Consider the following 16428-nt stretch of genomic DNA (forward strand, 5'->3'; position numbering starts at 1 on the left):
ATATGAAGTTTTATCCCGCTTTAACGGGCAGTAAGACCCCCATCTCAAGATTTAGAGAAAAACGAGAAAGATAGATGGGGGATCAACTGCCCGTAAAAGTCCAATTGGTTCGGACGGGCAAGATATTGGTCCCTTAGGTGTTGCCACAAGACGTGCCTCTTTTAACCTGAGTTCCTCTATTTCAGTGGAGTGGGATGAGGAAAACCCCCCACTGATGGAGTTTCACTTTATACATTCCTTTTTAAAGAAGAAATTCACAAAAACACGAATGTCGACATGACAGTATTCGTGTTTTTTTGATGTTCTAAATATTTATTTGGCAGAAATATGACTTTTAAAACACCTCCTCCTTTTGTCACATTTTTTATCCTTTAATAAAATATTCATCATTGCACTTTCATCCTGCAAAACTCTATGTTATAATCATTCTAAATTAAAAATAAATATAAAAATATTTTTCTGCAAATCATTATCGCCCATAATAAGCGTTATATAAGGGTTTTGAAATTGATTTTCATTATCAGGAGGGACTGTGAATGGAATTATTAAAAGAGAATGAATATCATCTAATTGAGAAAATAAAAGAACATGGTGAATTAATTGCTGCAATAACCTCAGGTATCTTCATATTGATAGCTTGGTTATTAGGAAAATATGGCACCTCTACTTCTTCAGTTACTTTCTATTTACTAGCCTTTGCTATTGGCGGCTTTGCAAAAGCAAAAGAAGGTGTTAAAGAAACAATCGCTAAAAAAGAGTTAAATGTTGAATTCTTAATGATCTTAGCAGCCGTTGGGTCAGCAATCATTGGGTATTGGACAGAAGGAGCAATTCTTATATTCATCTTTGCTGTTAGTGGTGCATTAGAAACCTATGCTATGAATAAAAGCCACAAAGAAATTTCAGCCTTGATGAATTTACAACCAGAAGAAGCATGGTTGATTAAAGAAAATGGTGACACAGAACGTGTAGCTGTTTCCTCTCTAGAATTAGGTGACCGCCTACTCATCAAACCTGGTGAACGAGTGCCAACAGATGGCGTCATTATTGAAGGAGCTACTTCGATTGATGAAGCTGCGATTACAGGCGAATCGATTCCTGTTACAAAATTAGTTGGTGCAGATGTTTTTGCAGGTACTGTCAATATGACCGGTGCTGTAACAATGGAAATGACTAAACCAAATTCTGAATCGCTTTTCCAAAAAATTATCAACCTTGTTCAATCTGCCCAAAGCGAGAAATCCCCTTCACAACAATTTATCGAAAGTTTTGAAGGTACTTATGTGAAAGGTGTGCTGGCAACAGTTGGACTTATGTTGTTTGTCCCCCATTTCCTACTTGATTGGAATTGGAACACAACATTCTATCGTGCCATGGTATTATTAGTTGTCGCTTCTCCTTGTGCACTTGTCGCTTCCATTATGCCTGCAACATTGTCTGCTATATCAAATGGTGCTCGTAATGGTATCTTATTTAAAGGCGGCTTACACATTGAACACTTAAGTGTCTTAAAAGCAATCGCTTTTGATAAAACAGGGACACTTACACAAGGAAAACCAGTTGTCACAGACTTTATTGTTCGTAACGATGCAGATGAACGACAAATGCTTTCCGTTGTAGCAGGAATTGAAGCAAAATCAAACCATCCTCTTGCTCAAGCTATGATTGCCTATGCCACTGAACGTGGGCTTACAACGTTCCATCAAGCTCAAATAGAGGATGTACCTGGCTGGGGGTTAAAGGCGATCGTCGATGGGAAATCTTATAAAGTAGGAAAAACAGATTTTGTAGGGCGCGATGCTGCCTCTACATTTGCTGATGGTATTGCTCCTAAACTTGCTGAACAAGGGAAAACAGTTATCTTCTTAGCAGATGAAGACGGCATTGTTGCTCTTGCTGCGATGAAGGACACAGTTCGTGAAGAAGCTAAAAATGCCATTGCACTATTGAAAAGCTTGGGTATTCATACAGTTATGCTAACTGGCGATAACGAAAAAACAGCAAAAGTAATCGCAAAAGAAGCGGGCGTGGATACTTATATCGCAGAATGTTTACCTGAAACAAAGGTAAATCATATTAAAGATTTGATGAAAACATATCATCATGTTGGTATGGTTGGTGATGGTATTAATGATGCCCCAGCTTTAGCGACTGCAACAACAGGAATTGCAATGGGTGAAGGTACTGACGTAGCACTTGAAACAGCTGATGTCGTATTGATGAAAAATGATCTTTCTAAAATCTCTTATGCTGTTAAGTTATCACGCAAGATGCAACAAATTGTTAAACAAAACATTGTATTCTCTATTTCAATTATTGCTCTATTAATCATTTTTAACTTCTTGCAAGCTGTCGATCTACCACTTGGTGTAGTTGGACACGAAGGTAGTACAATTCTAGTTATCTTAAATGGTCTAAGAATGCTAAAAAATAATGGATTCATATAGGCTAAAACTTTCTTACGTAAGGTTTTCTTCTTTCATTAGGTATCAGTTGGACAAATCGAGCTTTTCACCCTACTTATCGTCCTGCTTTTTACTAGGGGCTTAATGTGAGGGCTTGGCTTACTATCTATTATTATAGAACAAACAAAAATCTGCTCATATCATTATGATTGAGCAGATTTTCACTTATTGATTGAAGTATTCTGTTCGAAAGGAACTTTCGATAATCCCTTTATATAGATCTCATCAAGACTTCTTGGATGTCTCTGCTTTTTTATCTGTTTTTATTTTCATCTCTAGTAATTCTCTTCTTTGTTGCATAATAGCATTCAGCTGCCCACCTACCATCAAAATAATACCTGTCACATACAACCATAATAAAAGGATAATAATCCCACCGATACTGCCATATGTAGATGAGTAGTTTGAAAAATTGTTTATATAAAAAGAAAACCCATATGAAACAATTAACCATGCGATTGTCGAAAATAACGAACCTATTAATACACTTTTTAAATATAATTTAATATTTGGCATCATCCAATACATTAATGTCAAAACACTAAAGATCAGGATTGGTGGCAGGATGATGCGAAATTTATTCCAAATACTTAAAAAGTCCACTGCTAATCCAAATGTTGAAAATAAAAACACCCCAATTTGTTGACCAAATACAGATAAAACTAAAGCCACTACAATTAATAGGATCAACATTAAGGTAAAAACAACAGACATAAGTCTTGCAACTACAAAAGGCCTTGTTTCATCTTTGTTATAAGAACGATTCAATGATTTTATTAATGCATCTACACCATTCGAAGCCGACCAAATTGTACCGATCACCCCAATCGACAACAAACCACTGTTCCGTTTTTCAAGAACTTCTACGATTGTTCCCTCAATTAGAGTATATGCCTGCTTCGGCAGTAAGGCTTCCAAAAGTGTATAAATAAGATCTGGTGGAAAATTCAAATACGGCAATAATGTCATAATAAAGATGAGCAATGGAAATAATGATAATAAAAAGAAATAAGCTAGTTGTGCACCAAATCCTGTAATATCCGCATCCTTTAACCGTTGGATAAATGCCAATATAAAACCCTTTGGTTCTGTAACATCATATTTTTGAACTAACCTATTTCTTTTTTCAATCTGCATCAATTTCATCTTATCAAACATTTCAGAGGATTTTCCATTTCTCCTAACCGCCGTTTTTGAATTTCTTGAAAGTTTGTATCTTTTTTTAGATCTTTTATGCTTCTTCATAACGGCTCCCCCTTTAAATGGGAACTTATAAATGGATAACAGATTCTACTTGTGCTTCTTTTTCAGTTTCTTTACCTTTTTCGATTCCAGCCGTAAAGACATCTTTTGTTTCCATAACAATATCCTTTACTTGAGGAGTAAGTTTTTGAATTTCATCTATTTTTTCTAAATAGAAATCCTTGTCTTTCATAAAAGTCTTATACATTGATTGGGCTGTGCTTGTTGTCGACTTGATCTTATCCACTATTTCTTGACGATTATATGCATAATACTGCACATCGATTACAAAATGCTTCACTTTTTTTACTGCCATTTCACGAGTACGGCGATCCAGCATGCTCAAAGCTGCTCCGGCAACTGCTCCTAGTGCAATTCCTGTCACTAATTTGTTAGACATAATTATCCTCCTCCAAACATCTATATATATTATTATACCCCACTACTTTCTAAGTAAAACAGTTTCAACATCGAATGCATCTTCTTTTCATAAACTAATCCACGCTACATATTTTCTAACTACTTCAAAACTTAATCCAATGAATGGAGGAAGTGAAAAGAAAATAATATCTTATTGAATCAATTTCATAAATCATTTTCTTCTTAAAAAATACGAACATTTAATAATAACTAATTTTGATAATTGTGGAGCGGAAGACGGCGACTCCTCGAAAATGCATGCGCATTTCCTTCGTGCGGTGTTAGTTCAGGGAGGCTTATTCAAAGTCCTACGGGAAAAGCTTGAGCTGAAAGCCCCGCAGGAACAATTTAAGGGACAAAGCCTAAGTTCGCCACGTCCTGTGGCAACGGCTTCGGGGTCAACATCGTGTCGACCCGAGGAGATTGAAGCCAAGCCCGTGGAAAGCGCCGTCTGGAGTGGAACAAAAACTTCTGAATATTAATGTTCATGTTGATTAGAAATGTTCGTATTTTTCATCTGGATTTTGCATTATGAAATTGATTCTATTAGAAAGATGCAACTCAAATTGACTTTCAGAATTCTATATGAAGTGATACTGTATAATAAGAATGAAATAAAAAGTAGGAGGAATCCCTTTGAATTTAACTCAACCGTCTACAGAGAATGTAACTTTTATCATTAAAGGTATAAAAGATAAACTTCGTATGGTTAATGCCGATGCGATGAAACCTGAACATTTTAATACCGATAACTACGAAGATTTAGTATTTCTGTACAAAATGGTCATGAAACGAAATGCCTTTAGCCCAAGTGAAATGCAAGCAATTGTTGCAGAACTCGGATCATTGCGTAAATAATACAAGACAGAACACCGTGCTCCTGTCGTTTTGCTTTCTTCGCAAAAAAATCTGCTCATTCTAAAAATAGATTGAGCAGATTTTTCTATATAAGAATACGTTCATGATTCTTGGCTAAGTTTTTAGGATAGCCTTTTCCCTTATTTACTGTTAGATTGAGATTGCTTCGTTGATGTTGAATCCGTTTTAGTTGAAGAACTTGTTGATGTCCCATCTTTTTTAACTAATGGTTGAATAAGTACTTCAACACGGCGGTTCTTCGCACGACCTTTCGCTGTATCATTTGATGCAATTGGATTGTTTTCGCCATAACCCTTAGCACTGAAATAAGACGAATCTAGTTTTGGATTGGCATCCACAATCAAGGTTAAAAAGTTCACTGCACGCATGACACTAAGCTCCCAGTTAGAAGAGAATTCCGCATTATTCATCGGGACATTATCAGTATAGCCAGTAATAATCACACTTCTCTTTGGATTAAAAACTAGCAGTTTTGATAATTCCTTTGCAGTAGCTTTATATTCTTCCTTTACATCTGCTTTACCTGGATCAAATAATACACTATCACGAATTGTAACAAGAAGACCATCATCGGTCATCTTTGTTTCAAATTGTTTTTCTAACTCATGGACAGCGATAAAATCATCAACTTTTCCTTTGATTTTTGAAAGTGATTTCTGATCTTCCAAATATGCTGCATTTTTGTTTAATGAGTCACTTTTTGGATTCATAGGTTCCACTGGCGATGGGTTATCCATTACTCCGTTTCCTCCATCAAACACAGCATTAAATGCCGCAGACAACTGGGCAAACTTTTGGGAATCTATTGAACTAGATGCAAACAATACGATAAATAGCGCTAACAATAATGTCAGAAGATCGGAATAAGGAAGCAACCAAGACTCCGGAATTTCACCTGGTTCTTTTTTTCGTTTTTTAGCTTTCTTTGCCAAGGCCGCTCGCCCCGCTTTCATCCATAATTTGTTTGCGGTCTTCTTTTGTTAAATATGAAGCAAGTTTTTGCTCAATTACGCGAGGAGCCTCCCCTTCTAAAACTGAAAGAATTCCTTCAATCATCATCATTTTTTGACGTGCTTCAATATTCGATTTGCGTCGAAGCTTGTTCGCAAATGGATGCCATAATACATAACCTGTGAAAATTCCTAATAATGTGGCAACAAAGGCAGCTGAAATCGCATGTCCAAGCGCGTCAACATCATTCATATTTTTTAACGCTGCGATTAAACCAACTACCGCACCGAGCACCCCTAATGTAGGAGCATATGTACCTGCTTGCGTAAAAATTTGTGCTCCAGCCGTATGCCTTTCTTCCATTGCTTCCACTTCTTCAGTCAATACATCGCGAATATAGTCTGCGTTTTGACCATCTATCGCTAAAGTAAGACCATTTTTCAAGAAAGGATCGTCAATTTCAGAAACTTTACCTTCTAAAGCCAATAATCCTTCACGACGTGCTAAATCAGCCCATTCGGAAAACAATTTAATGATTTCAACATCGCTTACTAACTTTTGCTCTGTGAATAAAATCTTAAATAGTTTTGGAACTTTTTTTAGCTCGCTTTTAGGGAACGCAATCGTAACAGCCGCTACTGTTCCTAAAAGAATGATCAAAATAGCAGCCGGATTAAGCAAATTATCAGGAGTAACCCCTTTTAAGGTCATCCCAACAAACACTGCGATTAATCCCATTATAAGACCCACAACCGATGATAAATCCATTTTTGTACCTCCAAAGTCGTCATTCTTCTTATTATTTCGGCTACTTTTTCTTAATATTAATATTCAATAGCGAACAATAGAGGATATTTGGTGAAAATAAGAAAAATAAGTAAAATTACTTAGTTTCAAACACGTTGATTATCCAATTTTTCTACAAAATATAGTCTATTCGCTGATTTCCGCTACGACTTGCACGACTCATGCGGCAAACGCTGAGGGCAACAGGATGTTGGTCACAGAATCGTTGCCACAGGCCATGGCTTTCTTAGACTCTGTTCCTTAAATGGCTACGCTGCTGCGCCTCAACTGTTCGCTTTTCCCGTGGATTTATTCGCTCTTTTCCTAGGATTATTTGCTCTCTCAGAAGGGTTATTTGCTCTTTTCTGAGGGGTTATTCGCTCTTTCCGAGACTTTATTCGCCAAAAATAACCATTTATTTTTTCATTAAAAGTGTTATGATAATAGTGTTCTATATTTCTCTAAAAGATTTGTAGAATTTTTATTTTCTTCTTATCTTTAAGGTTAGAATCATGTATACTGATAGTTAATGAACAATTTATATATAGGGAGGGTTATCGATAATGGCATCATTTATCGCTACAGTAGGTGGCATGTTTGGCTTACTCATAGTTGCAGGCGGTCTTTTCGTTCACTATTTAAGAGTTGGTCTTGATTCCTCTACTTCTCATATCGTAGATCCAAAACCAAAAAACAAATTCTAATATAAAAAGAGCTACTTGCCAAGAAAACGCAAGTAGCTCTTTTTAATATTTAAATAAATTCTCCTCACATTTCTTTGACAAATCTATAACATTTAAAATCCTTTCTACTATTGATATTCCATTATTTATATATTCCTATTAACCTTTTGCTTATTTTAGAATGTAATGATTGTTATATACCATAAAATAACATACTTTTTAAGAAAAATATATTTTATACTAAGATAACCTAAGGCATTTTAGAGGAGGAATTATACGTATGTTTTCGACAACCGCAATCGGGATCGATTTGGGCACAGCCAATACGTTAGTATATACAAAAAATAAAGGAATTATCGTCAATGAACCATCCATTGTAGCTTATGATGTTAATACAAATGAAATTATTGCTACTGGTAAAGAAGCAAAAGAAATGGTTGGTAAAACACCTTTAACCATTGAAGTAATAAATCCATTAAAAGATGGAGTCATCGCTGATTTTAATATGACAACAGCTATGATTAAAGCAATGCTGGAGAAGGCATCCAAAAAATTGGGGTCCTCACTACGCAAACCAAATGTCGTTGTTTGTACCCCATCTGGCGCTACATCTGTTGAACGACTCGCTATCCAAGATGCCGTGAAACAATGTGGGGCAAAAGAAGTATATCTAATCGATGAACCCGTTGCAGCAGCAATCGGAGCAGAATTACCTGTCAGTGATCCAATCGCAAGTGTAATCGTTGATATCGGTGGAGGTACCACAGAAGTGGGGATTATTTCTTTCGGTGGTATTGTTACCTCAAATACCATGAAACTTGGTGGCGATCATATGAATGATGAAATTATTCAATTTTCCCGTAAAAAGTTTAATGTATTGATCGGCGTACCTACTGCAGAAAAAATCAAACAAGAAATCGGTTATGCATTAATTGAACATCCATCTGAAACAATGGAAATACGAGGACGTGATATTGTAACAGGTCTGCCTAAAACAATTACAGTTACTTCGCTGCAAATCCAAGATTGTCTAAAAGAAAGTCTATTGGCCATTTTAGAATTAATTCGAAAAACATTAGAAAGCTGTCCTCCAGAATTATCTGGTGATATCGTTGATCGTGGTATTGTACTAACTGGTGGCGGGGCCCTCTTAAAAGGCATGACAGAATGGTTCGCGAAAGAATTAGATGTTCCCGTTCATTTGGCCGCTGAACCGCTAGAATCTGTTGCTGTAGGAACCGGAAAAGCACTCGACACCATCCATTTACTAAAAAAATAAAATTTTCAGTATTTCCTTTTTCTATTGAGTTATTTTACAATTAGAAAAGAGGAAGAGGGGGTACTGTTATGTCTATTTTAAATGATATTGTTCTTTTCAATAAAACTTTTGTAGAAGAAAAACAATACGAGCCTTACATTACAAGTAAATATCCTGATAAACATTTTGTGATTTTAACTTGTATGGATACACGTCTTGTCGAATTATTGCCTAAAGCAATGAATCTTCGCAATGGTGATGTTAAAATGATTAAATGTGCTGGTGCAATCGTCAACCATCCATTTGGTGGCATTATGCGCAGTTTACTTGTCGCAATATATGAATTACAAGCAGATGAAGTTTTCGTTATAGGCCATTATGACTGCGGTATGAGTGCCGTGAATCCAGAGAAAATGCTTCAAAAGATGATGGAGCGTGGTATTAAACAAGATACATTTGATTTATTGAACTATTCTGGTGTTAATTTGACTGAATGGCTTCATGGATTTAACGATGTTCAAGAAAATGTGCGTCATAGTGTTGAAATGATCAAAAACCATCCATTAGTAATAGACTCTATACCTGTCCACGGTTTAGTAATTGATCCTAAGACAGGAAAGCTAGACGTCATTATAGATGGTTCTCATAAATAAAAAGTGCATCCCTTTATGTGATGAAACGCCAAAAGTAAAATGAGTATGCTAAGATCGCCTCCTAGCATACTCATTTTTGATTACAGGCAAAATATGTGTGAACTCCTTTCAAAAAAGAGTGCAAAATCCAGCAACAACAAGAACATCAGCAAACAAAATGATCCTTGCTTGCAGGAAGCACGTAGCATGTTTTCCCTGAAAAAGGATTTTCTTATAAAACCTTCAGATACTCTCCTTTGATAGTTTATCGTTGAATATCAACATATTTTCCGGGAAATTTATCAACAGTTTCTACATATTATTAAAAAGTTTACGAAATCCACTTCGCCATTTCCGCCAAGTGGCCTTTCCTTTTCAATAATCTTCATCCATTAAGGCATATAAGTAATGGTCTTGCCATTTACCGTTAATATATAGAAGCTTACGTAATAATCCTTCTCTCAGAAAACCTGCTTTTTCCAATACACGTACAGAAGCTGCATTTTTAGGTGAAACATATGCTTCTAAACGATGGATGCATAAATCCTCGAAAGCAAATTTAGAAACGAGAGAAAGTGCTTCTGATACAATTCCCTTTCCCGTATGTGCTTCATCCATGGAATAACCTACAAAGGCACTCGAGAATGGTAGGCGTCTAATTGAATAGACAGAGATATGACCTATAATCTCAGTAGTTCCACTCGTAAAAATCCCAAAACTATATTCTCGATTCGCATGCATTTGTCGAACAGATTCTTGAATTTTCTTTAATTGAATTTTTTCCGTGTAGTATTCAGGTGGATGTAATGGCTCATGGATTGACCAGTAATGCATATTACGGGCAACCATCTGTGTATATGGTGTTACATCCGCTATCTCTAATGTACGTAAATAACATTGTTGCCCCTCTAAAAATACCATACAACATTACCCATCCTTTGCGATAGTATCATGAAGTCATTCGTTTCTTCACAAGCTATGTAATCGTCAGCATTACATCCCTTGAGTTGTGAACTCTGCTGGATCTACAATTTGTAATCCACGAGATTCGCACTCTTTTTTTATATGTTTAATGGTTTCTTTTAGAACTTGGATACGTGCATAATTTTTATCGTTTCCTTCAATTAGGACCCATGGTGCATTCTTTTTATCCGTCTTTTCAAACATATCATTAGCAGCTTCAGTATATAATGGCCATTTATCGCGGTTACGCCAATCCTCTTCTGTTAGTTTCCATTTTTTATATGGATTTTGTTCACGTTCCCTAAATCTATTTAACTGTTCTTCATTCGAAACTTGTATCCAGAACTTTAACATGATGTAATGATCATCTGTTAATAATTTTTCGAATTGATTGATTTCTTCGTAAGCACGTTTCCATTCTTCTTGTGTAGCAAATCCTTCGATTCTTTCTACTAGTACCCGTCCATACCATGTGCGGTCGAAAATACCAATTTGCCCACGTGCGGGAAGGCGTTTCCAAAATCGGTAGAGATGGTTATATTTCAATTCTTCAGAAGTTGGGGCTGCAATAGGATGCACTACATATCCTCGTGGATCTAAACGCTGTGTCAATCTTTTGATTGCTCCGCCTTTTCCAGCTGCATCCATTCCTTCAAATCCAATTATTAGACCAATTTCATGTCTAAATAAGAACTGCTGAATATTGAGCATTTCAAGCTGTAGTTTTTTCAGTTCCTTTTTATAGGAAATACTTTCATCTAGTTTTTTATCTAGATTCAAATTTTCTATGCGCTTAACCACTTTTATCCTCTCCTTTTTCTATTGTAACTATATTTTACTGCAAAGTTCATTAAAATGGTATTTGTTGTTAGAGTAAAACGATTGTATACTAAGAAGTGACCGATTTATATAATGATTCTACATTTCATCAATTTTATTTGAAGGAGGAGATTTTATTGGGTAGACTGTTCATCGTTACCATTGCTTATATGACCATGGTTGTCTTTAGCGTAGCTACTAATATCATTCCGCTGAATGGTCATACAACGGGTGAAATCTCCAACAGCTATACTGTCCTATTTAGTCCTGCAGGGTATGTTTATATTATTCAAGTTTTTGTCTATCTTATCTTAGCTTATTGGATTTATCTATTGTGGAAAAATCGCCATTCCGAACATCATATGACATCCATACAAGCTGCGTATTTTGTAGCAAGTTCGGTATTTAATATATTATGGATTTACTTGTGGCATTATGAATATTTTACATGGTCGATTGCCATTATTATTTTAATGCTCTTATCATTAATAGGGTTGTATTTCACTTATCCTGCATCACATCGCTCATGGGATGGACGGTCACCAATTTCGATTTACCTTGCATGGGAAAGTATTGTAGCCTTTATGAACATCGCTTTTCTCTTTACTCATAATCATTGGAGCTTTTTAGGATTAAGCGATCCTTTATGGGCTGTTATCACGCTCACATTTGGAACAGCGATTGCACTTCATATACGGTTTCATTATGATGATATACTTTTTTCTATTGTCTATATTTGGGTTTTTATCGGAATTGCATTTAAAAATGGCTTTGAAGAATTACTTGTAACGGCTGCTGCACTTTTCTTAAGTGGCGTATTAGTGGTTGGAATCATTTTTATAAAAAAGCAAAAGCTCCCTGAATAAATCAGAGAGCTTTAGAGGGTATCTTGAAATATTTAAATTTTAAGATACCCTTTTATACTTCTATAAAGTAATACTACCTGTATTAGTCAATTTTTGTTGTAATAATTGGTTCACCATTCGTAACGATGATTGTATGTTCAAGTTGAGCCACAAGTGATTTATCTGGAGTGACAAAAGTCCATCCATCACCTGATTCTACTATATGCTCAGCCTTTTGTGAGATAAATGGTTCTACAGCCAACACCATTCCCTCTTTCAAAATTGTACGTTCCCAAGCATCATAATAATTTAAAACATATTGTGGTTCTTCATGTAAAGAATGGCCAATACCATGTCCCGTTAAATTCATAATGACTGATAATTTATGATCATGTGCTTCACGTTCAACAGCTTTACCGATTTGATTTAAACGAGAACCAGCTTTAACTTTTGTCATGGCACGATCAAATGCACTTTGGGCAATATCACATATTTTTTGAACTTCTGGCTTTTCAACGTCCCCTACGATAAATGAAATCCCTGTATCTGCATAATAGCCATTCACATGACCTGATACATCAATATTAATCAAGTCCCCAGCTTTTAGTTTATGATGATTCGGAATACCATGTGCAACTTGTTCATTTACACTGATACAAGTGTATCCTGGAAAATCATATTCTGCCTTTGGTCCTGAAACGGCACCTTTTTCTTCAAATAAACGACCTGCTAAGTCATCTAACTCTTTTGTAGTAACACCTGGTTTTGTTGCGTCTTTCAATGCATTACGAATTTCAGCCATTGCACGACCAGCTTTTAATAATGCATCTATTTCTTCTTGCGTTTTTGCAATCATTTCTAACGATCCCTTCTCATTAATATCTATATTAACTATACCATAATTTTAAAAAAAATTACGTTTGTCTGTTTATTGTATGCTATTGATTAGAAACATTGCATCTTTCTTCTTCAAAAAACCCTTATGATTGGTCGCCTATGATTCCTCCAGAAAACCTTCATAGATTTCCCCTAGATTATTCAGGATTAGGTATGTCGATTATCCAATTTTAAGCATTCAACTATACATAACTAGCCTATTCCGCTACAGCTTGTTTTCCCTTATAGCTTTGAATTTGCTTTTTTTGAATAACACTGTACGGAAAAATGCGAATACATTTTTGATGGTTCATTATCTTCAGCAAAGTATAAAGTGAAGCTCCCATCAGTGGGGGTTTTCTTGATCCCCCGTCTGTAATAGTTCGATTGCTCCAACTTAAACATAATGAAGGATGAAGGCACTCCCCACTGTATAAAGTTTCAATTTACCCAACTCTAAAGCCTCAATAATTAAAGATTCGCTGATCACTTATGTTCTAGTAATTTTGGTGCAGTTGTGAAGAGTAATGCTGCAACAATGATTGTTAAGATGATGTCTGGTATCATATAAGAACCGTTATAGATGATTGAGTATAAATATACGTTTTGCTTGCCCGCATATTCTGCAAAGAATACAACACCTGCTACTGTATGTGCAATATATCTGGCTAGACCACCAACCAATGTACCAAGAGTCATATAGGCTACCATTTGATTTCTCTTTCCTTCTTTACTAGCGTTAAGTAATTGATTGCGGATGATCCCGGCTAAACCAACCGCTGTATATGCAAAGAAATAATCGATAAAACCCTGTAAAGGTGTTAAAATGTAACCACCAAACATTGCTTGAAGAGCTCCTACTAGAAAACCTGTGACAAGTCCTGGTACTGTTCCCCATCGAAATGCTATTAAAACAATCGGAACCATCGCAAGGCTTATAGATCCTCCTTGAGCCCATAATTTAAAAGAAAATTGATCTAAAACTAAACCAATTGCTGCAAAAATAGCAATTTCAACCATCATTAATAATTTTTTATTGTTCAATTTGTTATCCTCCTTAGTTTAGATGTAGATCACATAAGCTCTAAAGCGCTTTCTTGATACTGCCAAATTAGATATTTCGACATAAAAAAACGACATCAGGATAGCCCTAACATCGAAATAAGTCGGTTTTCTATCCACATTCCTCGCAAGCATTAACTCACAGGTTCAAAGGGTTAGAACTTCGGGTTCACTCTCAGCCGTCCATTAAGGCTCCCCTTGTGGTCGATACATCATTATATTTTATGAAATACATTCATTGTACTTAACTTAAGATGGAAAAACAATAGGAAATCATTTTTTGGCTTTTCAACCATTCTAAAACTTAATGTATGGGAACTTCTAGTTTGTCATTTATCTCATAAAATGAAGAAAACAAACGAATCTTTTGTCCTCTTTTAAACGTAGATTATTATAAAGTGAAGCTTCCATCAGTGGGGATCTTCTTCATCCCCTACTAAGCTAGAAGAACTCAGGTTAAAAGCGCCACGTCCTGTGGCAACACCTGAGGGATCAACATCTTGTTGGCCCAAACCAATCGGGCTTTTATGAGCAGTTGATCCCCCACCTATCTTTCTCTTTTCTCTCTAAACCTTGAGATAGGGGAGCTCACTGCCCGTTAAAGCAGGATAAATGGAGGTGCTATTGTTGAATAATAATCGTGTATTATCGTCCCTTTGTTATTTTAGTATATTTTTTGCTGGATTTATTTTACCCTTAATTGTTTTCTTTGTAGTAAATGAGCCAGACGTTAAAAGGCATGCAAAACGTGCATTCATTTCTCATCTATTGTTACTTGTACCCACTATTATCGGAATAATCATTTTTGTAGGTGTGATTATATTTTATGGTTTTGAGCCAAACCAATTTGGATCAAATAGCTTCACTGGCGATGGATTGCTCATGATTGCCTGGTTACTTTTTATTGTTTTAGAAGCCGTACTGTCCCTTGTAGTCTTTATTTGGAATATTGTTCAAGGTATTAAAGTACTTAAAGTTTAAGATATTATAGGATGAGTATATAATTGTAATACAGAATATCGATTAGAATGGAGTGCTCACCATGCAAGTTAAAAAAATCGTAAAAGCTGCTATTAAAATTGCCCCGATCGTTTATCCAATCGTTATAAAGGCAATTGATGCGAAAAAGAAAAAATCCCCAGTAAAAAAATAACGTAAAGAAGCGCAATTCATCCATTTGAATTGCGCTTCTTGCTTTTAATATTTGAACACCAGTTTTCAAGCGGATGTTTTTTTACAGCCTCTATGCTAATAAAAAAACAGACTTTCATGGGCAGTTGATCTCTGGCCTATTCGTTATTGGAGTAACATGTGCTCTTAAAATGCCCAGTTTCCTTTTCTAAAGATAGGTTCAACGGTGCCATCTAGTAGAATGCCATCAATATCCATTTCTCCACTACCTACCATAAAGTCTTCATGTGTAATGGATGCATTAATCCCTTTTTCTTCAAGCTGTTCCTTTGTAAGTTCACTTCCGCCTTCATAGCATGTTGGATAGGCTTCACCAATTGCTAAGTGATTGGAAGCATTTTCATCAAATAATGTATTGTAATATAATATATTTGACATAGAGATAGGTGATTCATGTGGTACTAGCGCGACTTCACCAAGATATTGAGAACCTTCATCTGCTTTTGTTAATTCTTGAAGTAGTTCAGCACCTACACCCGCTTCAGTTTTTACGATTTTACCATTTTCAAAAGTGATCTTGAATTGATCAATGATATTTCCTTGAAAAGCAAGTGGCTTTGTATTTGAAACATAGCCATTTACACCATATTTTGATGGCATTGTATATACTTCTTCAGTAGGCATATTCGCAACAAAAGATGTACCATCAGGTGTATAACTAGCGCCTGTACACCAGATATGCTTATCTGGAAGTTCAATTGTCAAATCTGTCCCCGGTGCTGTGTAATGTAATTTTGCATAACGTTTTTCATTGAGGATTGCTGCACGTTCATCTAAAGCTTTCAAATGATGTGTCCAGTTGTCAATAACATTTCCTCCACCAATATGTACCGTTTTGAAAATGGCTTCCCATAAAGCTGGCACTTGCTGATCTTCTTCTAAATTTGGAAATACCTTCGCAGCCCATTTTTTTGAAGGAACAGCAATAATGGACCACGCGATTTTATCGTTCATAACAGCATCGCGATAATTTTCTAGCGCCTTGCCAGATGCCTTCTGATATGCTGATAGTTTCTCAACGGGTACGCCTGTTAGACTATCTGGATCAGCAGCATCGATCCATAGCAATGTTCCTTTACGTTCGATTAATTCGTCACGTTGTTCACTGATCCAACGAGGAAATTTTGCAAATTCATCGTCTGGTGCATGATCGAAAAATTCACGATTAATCACGTCGTCAGAAAAATTCACTGTTACACGAGCTGCACCAGCTTCATAAGCTTTTTTTACAACTAGACGTGTAAAATCAACAGTATCTGTAGTTGTATTAATCAGCATTGTTTGTCCTTTTTGAACATTCGCTCCAACTTTAACGGCTAGTTCTGCAAATTGTTCCAACTTTTCTTCAAACGTCAT

At 36.0% G+C, this 16428-nt stretch carries 16 protein-coding genes and 1 riboswitch; of the genes, 7 read left to right on the forward strand and 9 right to left on the reverse strand.

Annotation, left to right across the window (positions count from 1 at the left end):
- Positions 1-536 precede the first annotated feature (536 nt).
- Entirely contained in the window at positions 537-2447 is a 1911-nt protein-coding gene (locus FEU33_RS13535) for a heavy metal translocating P-type ATPase (RefSeq protein WP_146550025.1), read from the forward strand.
- Positions 2448-2690: 243 nt separating this feature from the next.
- On the opposite strand, the gene FEU33_RS13540 is transcribed toward FEU33_RS13535, so the two are convergent.
- Together FEU33_RS13540 and FEU33_RS13545 are read right to left on the reverse strand one after the other, a co-directional pair.
- Complete coding sequence (locus FEU33_RS13540; RefSeq protein ID WP_243881193.1) at positions 2691-3710, reverse strand: YihY/virulence factor BrkB family protein; 1020 nt, start codon at positions 3708-3710, stop codon at positions 2691-2693.
- A 25-nt stretch (positions 3711-3735) separates the two neighbouring features.
- Positions 3736-4107 carry a YtxH domain-containing protein gene (locus FEU33_RS13545; RefSeq protein ID WP_186731427.1) on the reverse strand — a complete coding sequence of 124 codons (372 nt, stop codon included), beginning with the start codon at positions 4105-4107 and terminating at the stop codon, positions 3736-3738.
- Positions 4108-4763: 656 nt separating this feature from the next.
- Between FEU33_RS13545 and FEU33_RS13550 the strand changes: the two genes are divergently transcribed.
- Positions 4764-4985 (forward strand): DUF1128 domain-containing protein, encoded by a 222-nt coding sequence (locus FEU33_RS13550; protein WP_146550026.1) that lies wholly within the window; start codon positions 4764-4766, stop codon positions 4983-4985.
- 140 nt (positions 4986-5125) lie between these two features.
- On the opposite strand, the gene motB is transcribed toward FEU33_RS13550, so the two are convergent.
- The gene (gene motB / locus FEU33_RS13555) at positions 5126-5938 is read right to left on the reverse strand and encodes a flagellar motor protein MotB (RefSeq protein ID WP_146550027.1); all 813 of its coding nucleotides are present in this window, start codon (positions 5936-5938) and stop codon (positions 5126-5128) included.
- Positions 5922-6725 (reverse strand): flagellar motor stator protein MotA, encoded by an 804-nt coding sequence (gene motA, locus FEU33_RS13560; protein WP_146550028.1) that lies wholly within the window; start codon positions 6723-6725, stop codon positions 5922-5924. Before motA ends, motB begins: the two co-directional genes overlap by 17 nt.
- A 581-nt stretch (positions 6726-7306) precedes the next feature.
- Here motA and FEU33_RS18865 point away from each other — a divergent pair.
- From FEU33_RS18865 to FEU33_RS13570, 3 genes are all read left to right on the forward strand, one after another.
- On the forward strand, positions 7307-7447 hold the full coding sequence (locus tag FEU33_RS18865) for a hypothetical protein (protein ID WP_186725911.1): 141 nt from the start codon (positions 7307-7309) through the stop codon (positions 7445-7447).
- 259 nt (positions 7448-7706) lie between these two features.
- Positions 7707-8705, forward strand: coding sequence for a rod-share determining protein MreBH (mreBH, locus tag FEU33_RS13565; RefSeq protein WP_146550029.1), 999 nt, complete (start codon positions 7707-7709; stop codon positions 8703-8705).
- A gap of 68 nt (positions 8706-8773) precedes the next feature.
- The gene (locus FEU33_RS13570; RefSeq protein WP_146550030.1) at positions 8774-9337 is read left to right on the forward strand and encodes a beta-class carbonic anhydrase; all 564 of its coding nucleotides are present in this window, start codon (positions 8774-8776) and stop codon (positions 9335-9337) included.
- Positions 9338-9691: 354 nt separating this feature from the next.
- Here FEU33_RS13570 and FEU33_RS13575 read toward each other — a convergent pair whose 3' ends face one another.
- Both FEU33_RS13575 and FEU33_RS13580 read right to left on the reverse strand, forming a co-directional pair.
- Complete coding sequence (locus FEU33_RS13575) at positions 9692-10237, reverse strand: GNAT family N-acetyltransferase (RefSeq protein WP_146550031.1); 546 nt, start codon at positions 10235-10237, stop codon at positions 9692-9694.
- Positions 10238-10309: 72 nt separating this feature from the next.
- Positions 10310-11080 carry a polyphosphate kinase 2 family protein gene (locus FEU33_RS13580; protein WP_146550032.1) on the reverse strand — a complete coding sequence of 257 codons (771 nt, stop codon included), beginning with the start codon at positions 11078-11080 and terminating at the stop codon, positions 10310-10312.
- Between the two features lie 155 nt (positions 11081-11235).
- Between FEU33_RS13580 and FEU33_RS13585 the strand changes: the two genes are divergently transcribed.
- A complete protein-coding gene (locus FEU33_RS13585; protein WP_146550033.1) occupies positions 11236-11964 on the forward strand; it encodes a tryptophan-rich sensory protein in 729 nt (242 codons plus the stop codon).
- An 82-nt stretch (positions 11965-12046) separates the two neighbouring features.
- Here FEU33_RS13585 and map read toward each other — a convergent pair whose 3' ends face one another.
- Together map and thiT are read right to left on the reverse strand one after the other, a co-directional pair.
- Entirely contained in the window at positions 12047-12799 is a 753-nt protein-coding gene (map, locus tag FEU33_RS13590) for a type I methionyl aminopeptidase (protein WP_146550034.1), read from the reverse strand.
- Between the two features lie 506 nt (positions 12800-13305).
- Positions 13306-13863: an energy-coupled thiamine transporter ThiT gene (gene thiT, locus FEU33_RS13595; RefSeq protein ID WP_146550035.1), complete on the reverse strand. Its 558-nt coding sequence runs from the start codon at positions 13861-13863 to the stop codon at positions 13306-13308.
- Positions 13864-13985: 122 nt separating this feature from the next.
- Positions 13986-14090: riboswitch (TPP riboswitch) on the reverse strand.
- A gap of 418 nt (positions 14091-14508) precedes the next feature.
- Here thiT and FEU33_RS13600 point away from each other — a divergent pair.
- A complete protein-coding gene (locus tag FEU33_RS13600; RefSeq protein WP_186731428.1) occupies positions 14509-14862 on the forward strand; it encodes a magnetosome magnetite crystal formation protein family in 354 nt (117 codons plus the stop codon).
- Positions 14863-15198: 336 nt separating this feature from the next.
- Here FEU33_RS13600 and FEU33_RS13605 read toward each other — a convergent pair whose 3' ends face one another.
- Entirely contained in the window at positions 15199-16428 is a 1230-nt protein-coding gene (locus tag FEU33_RS13605; RefSeq protein WP_146550366.1) for an aminopeptidase, read from the reverse strand.

The organism is Rummeliibacillus suwonensis, from assembly GCF_007896435.1.
GTDB lineage: Bacteria > Bacillota > Bacilli > Bacillales_A > Planococcaceae > Rummeliibacillus > Rummeliibacillus suwonensis.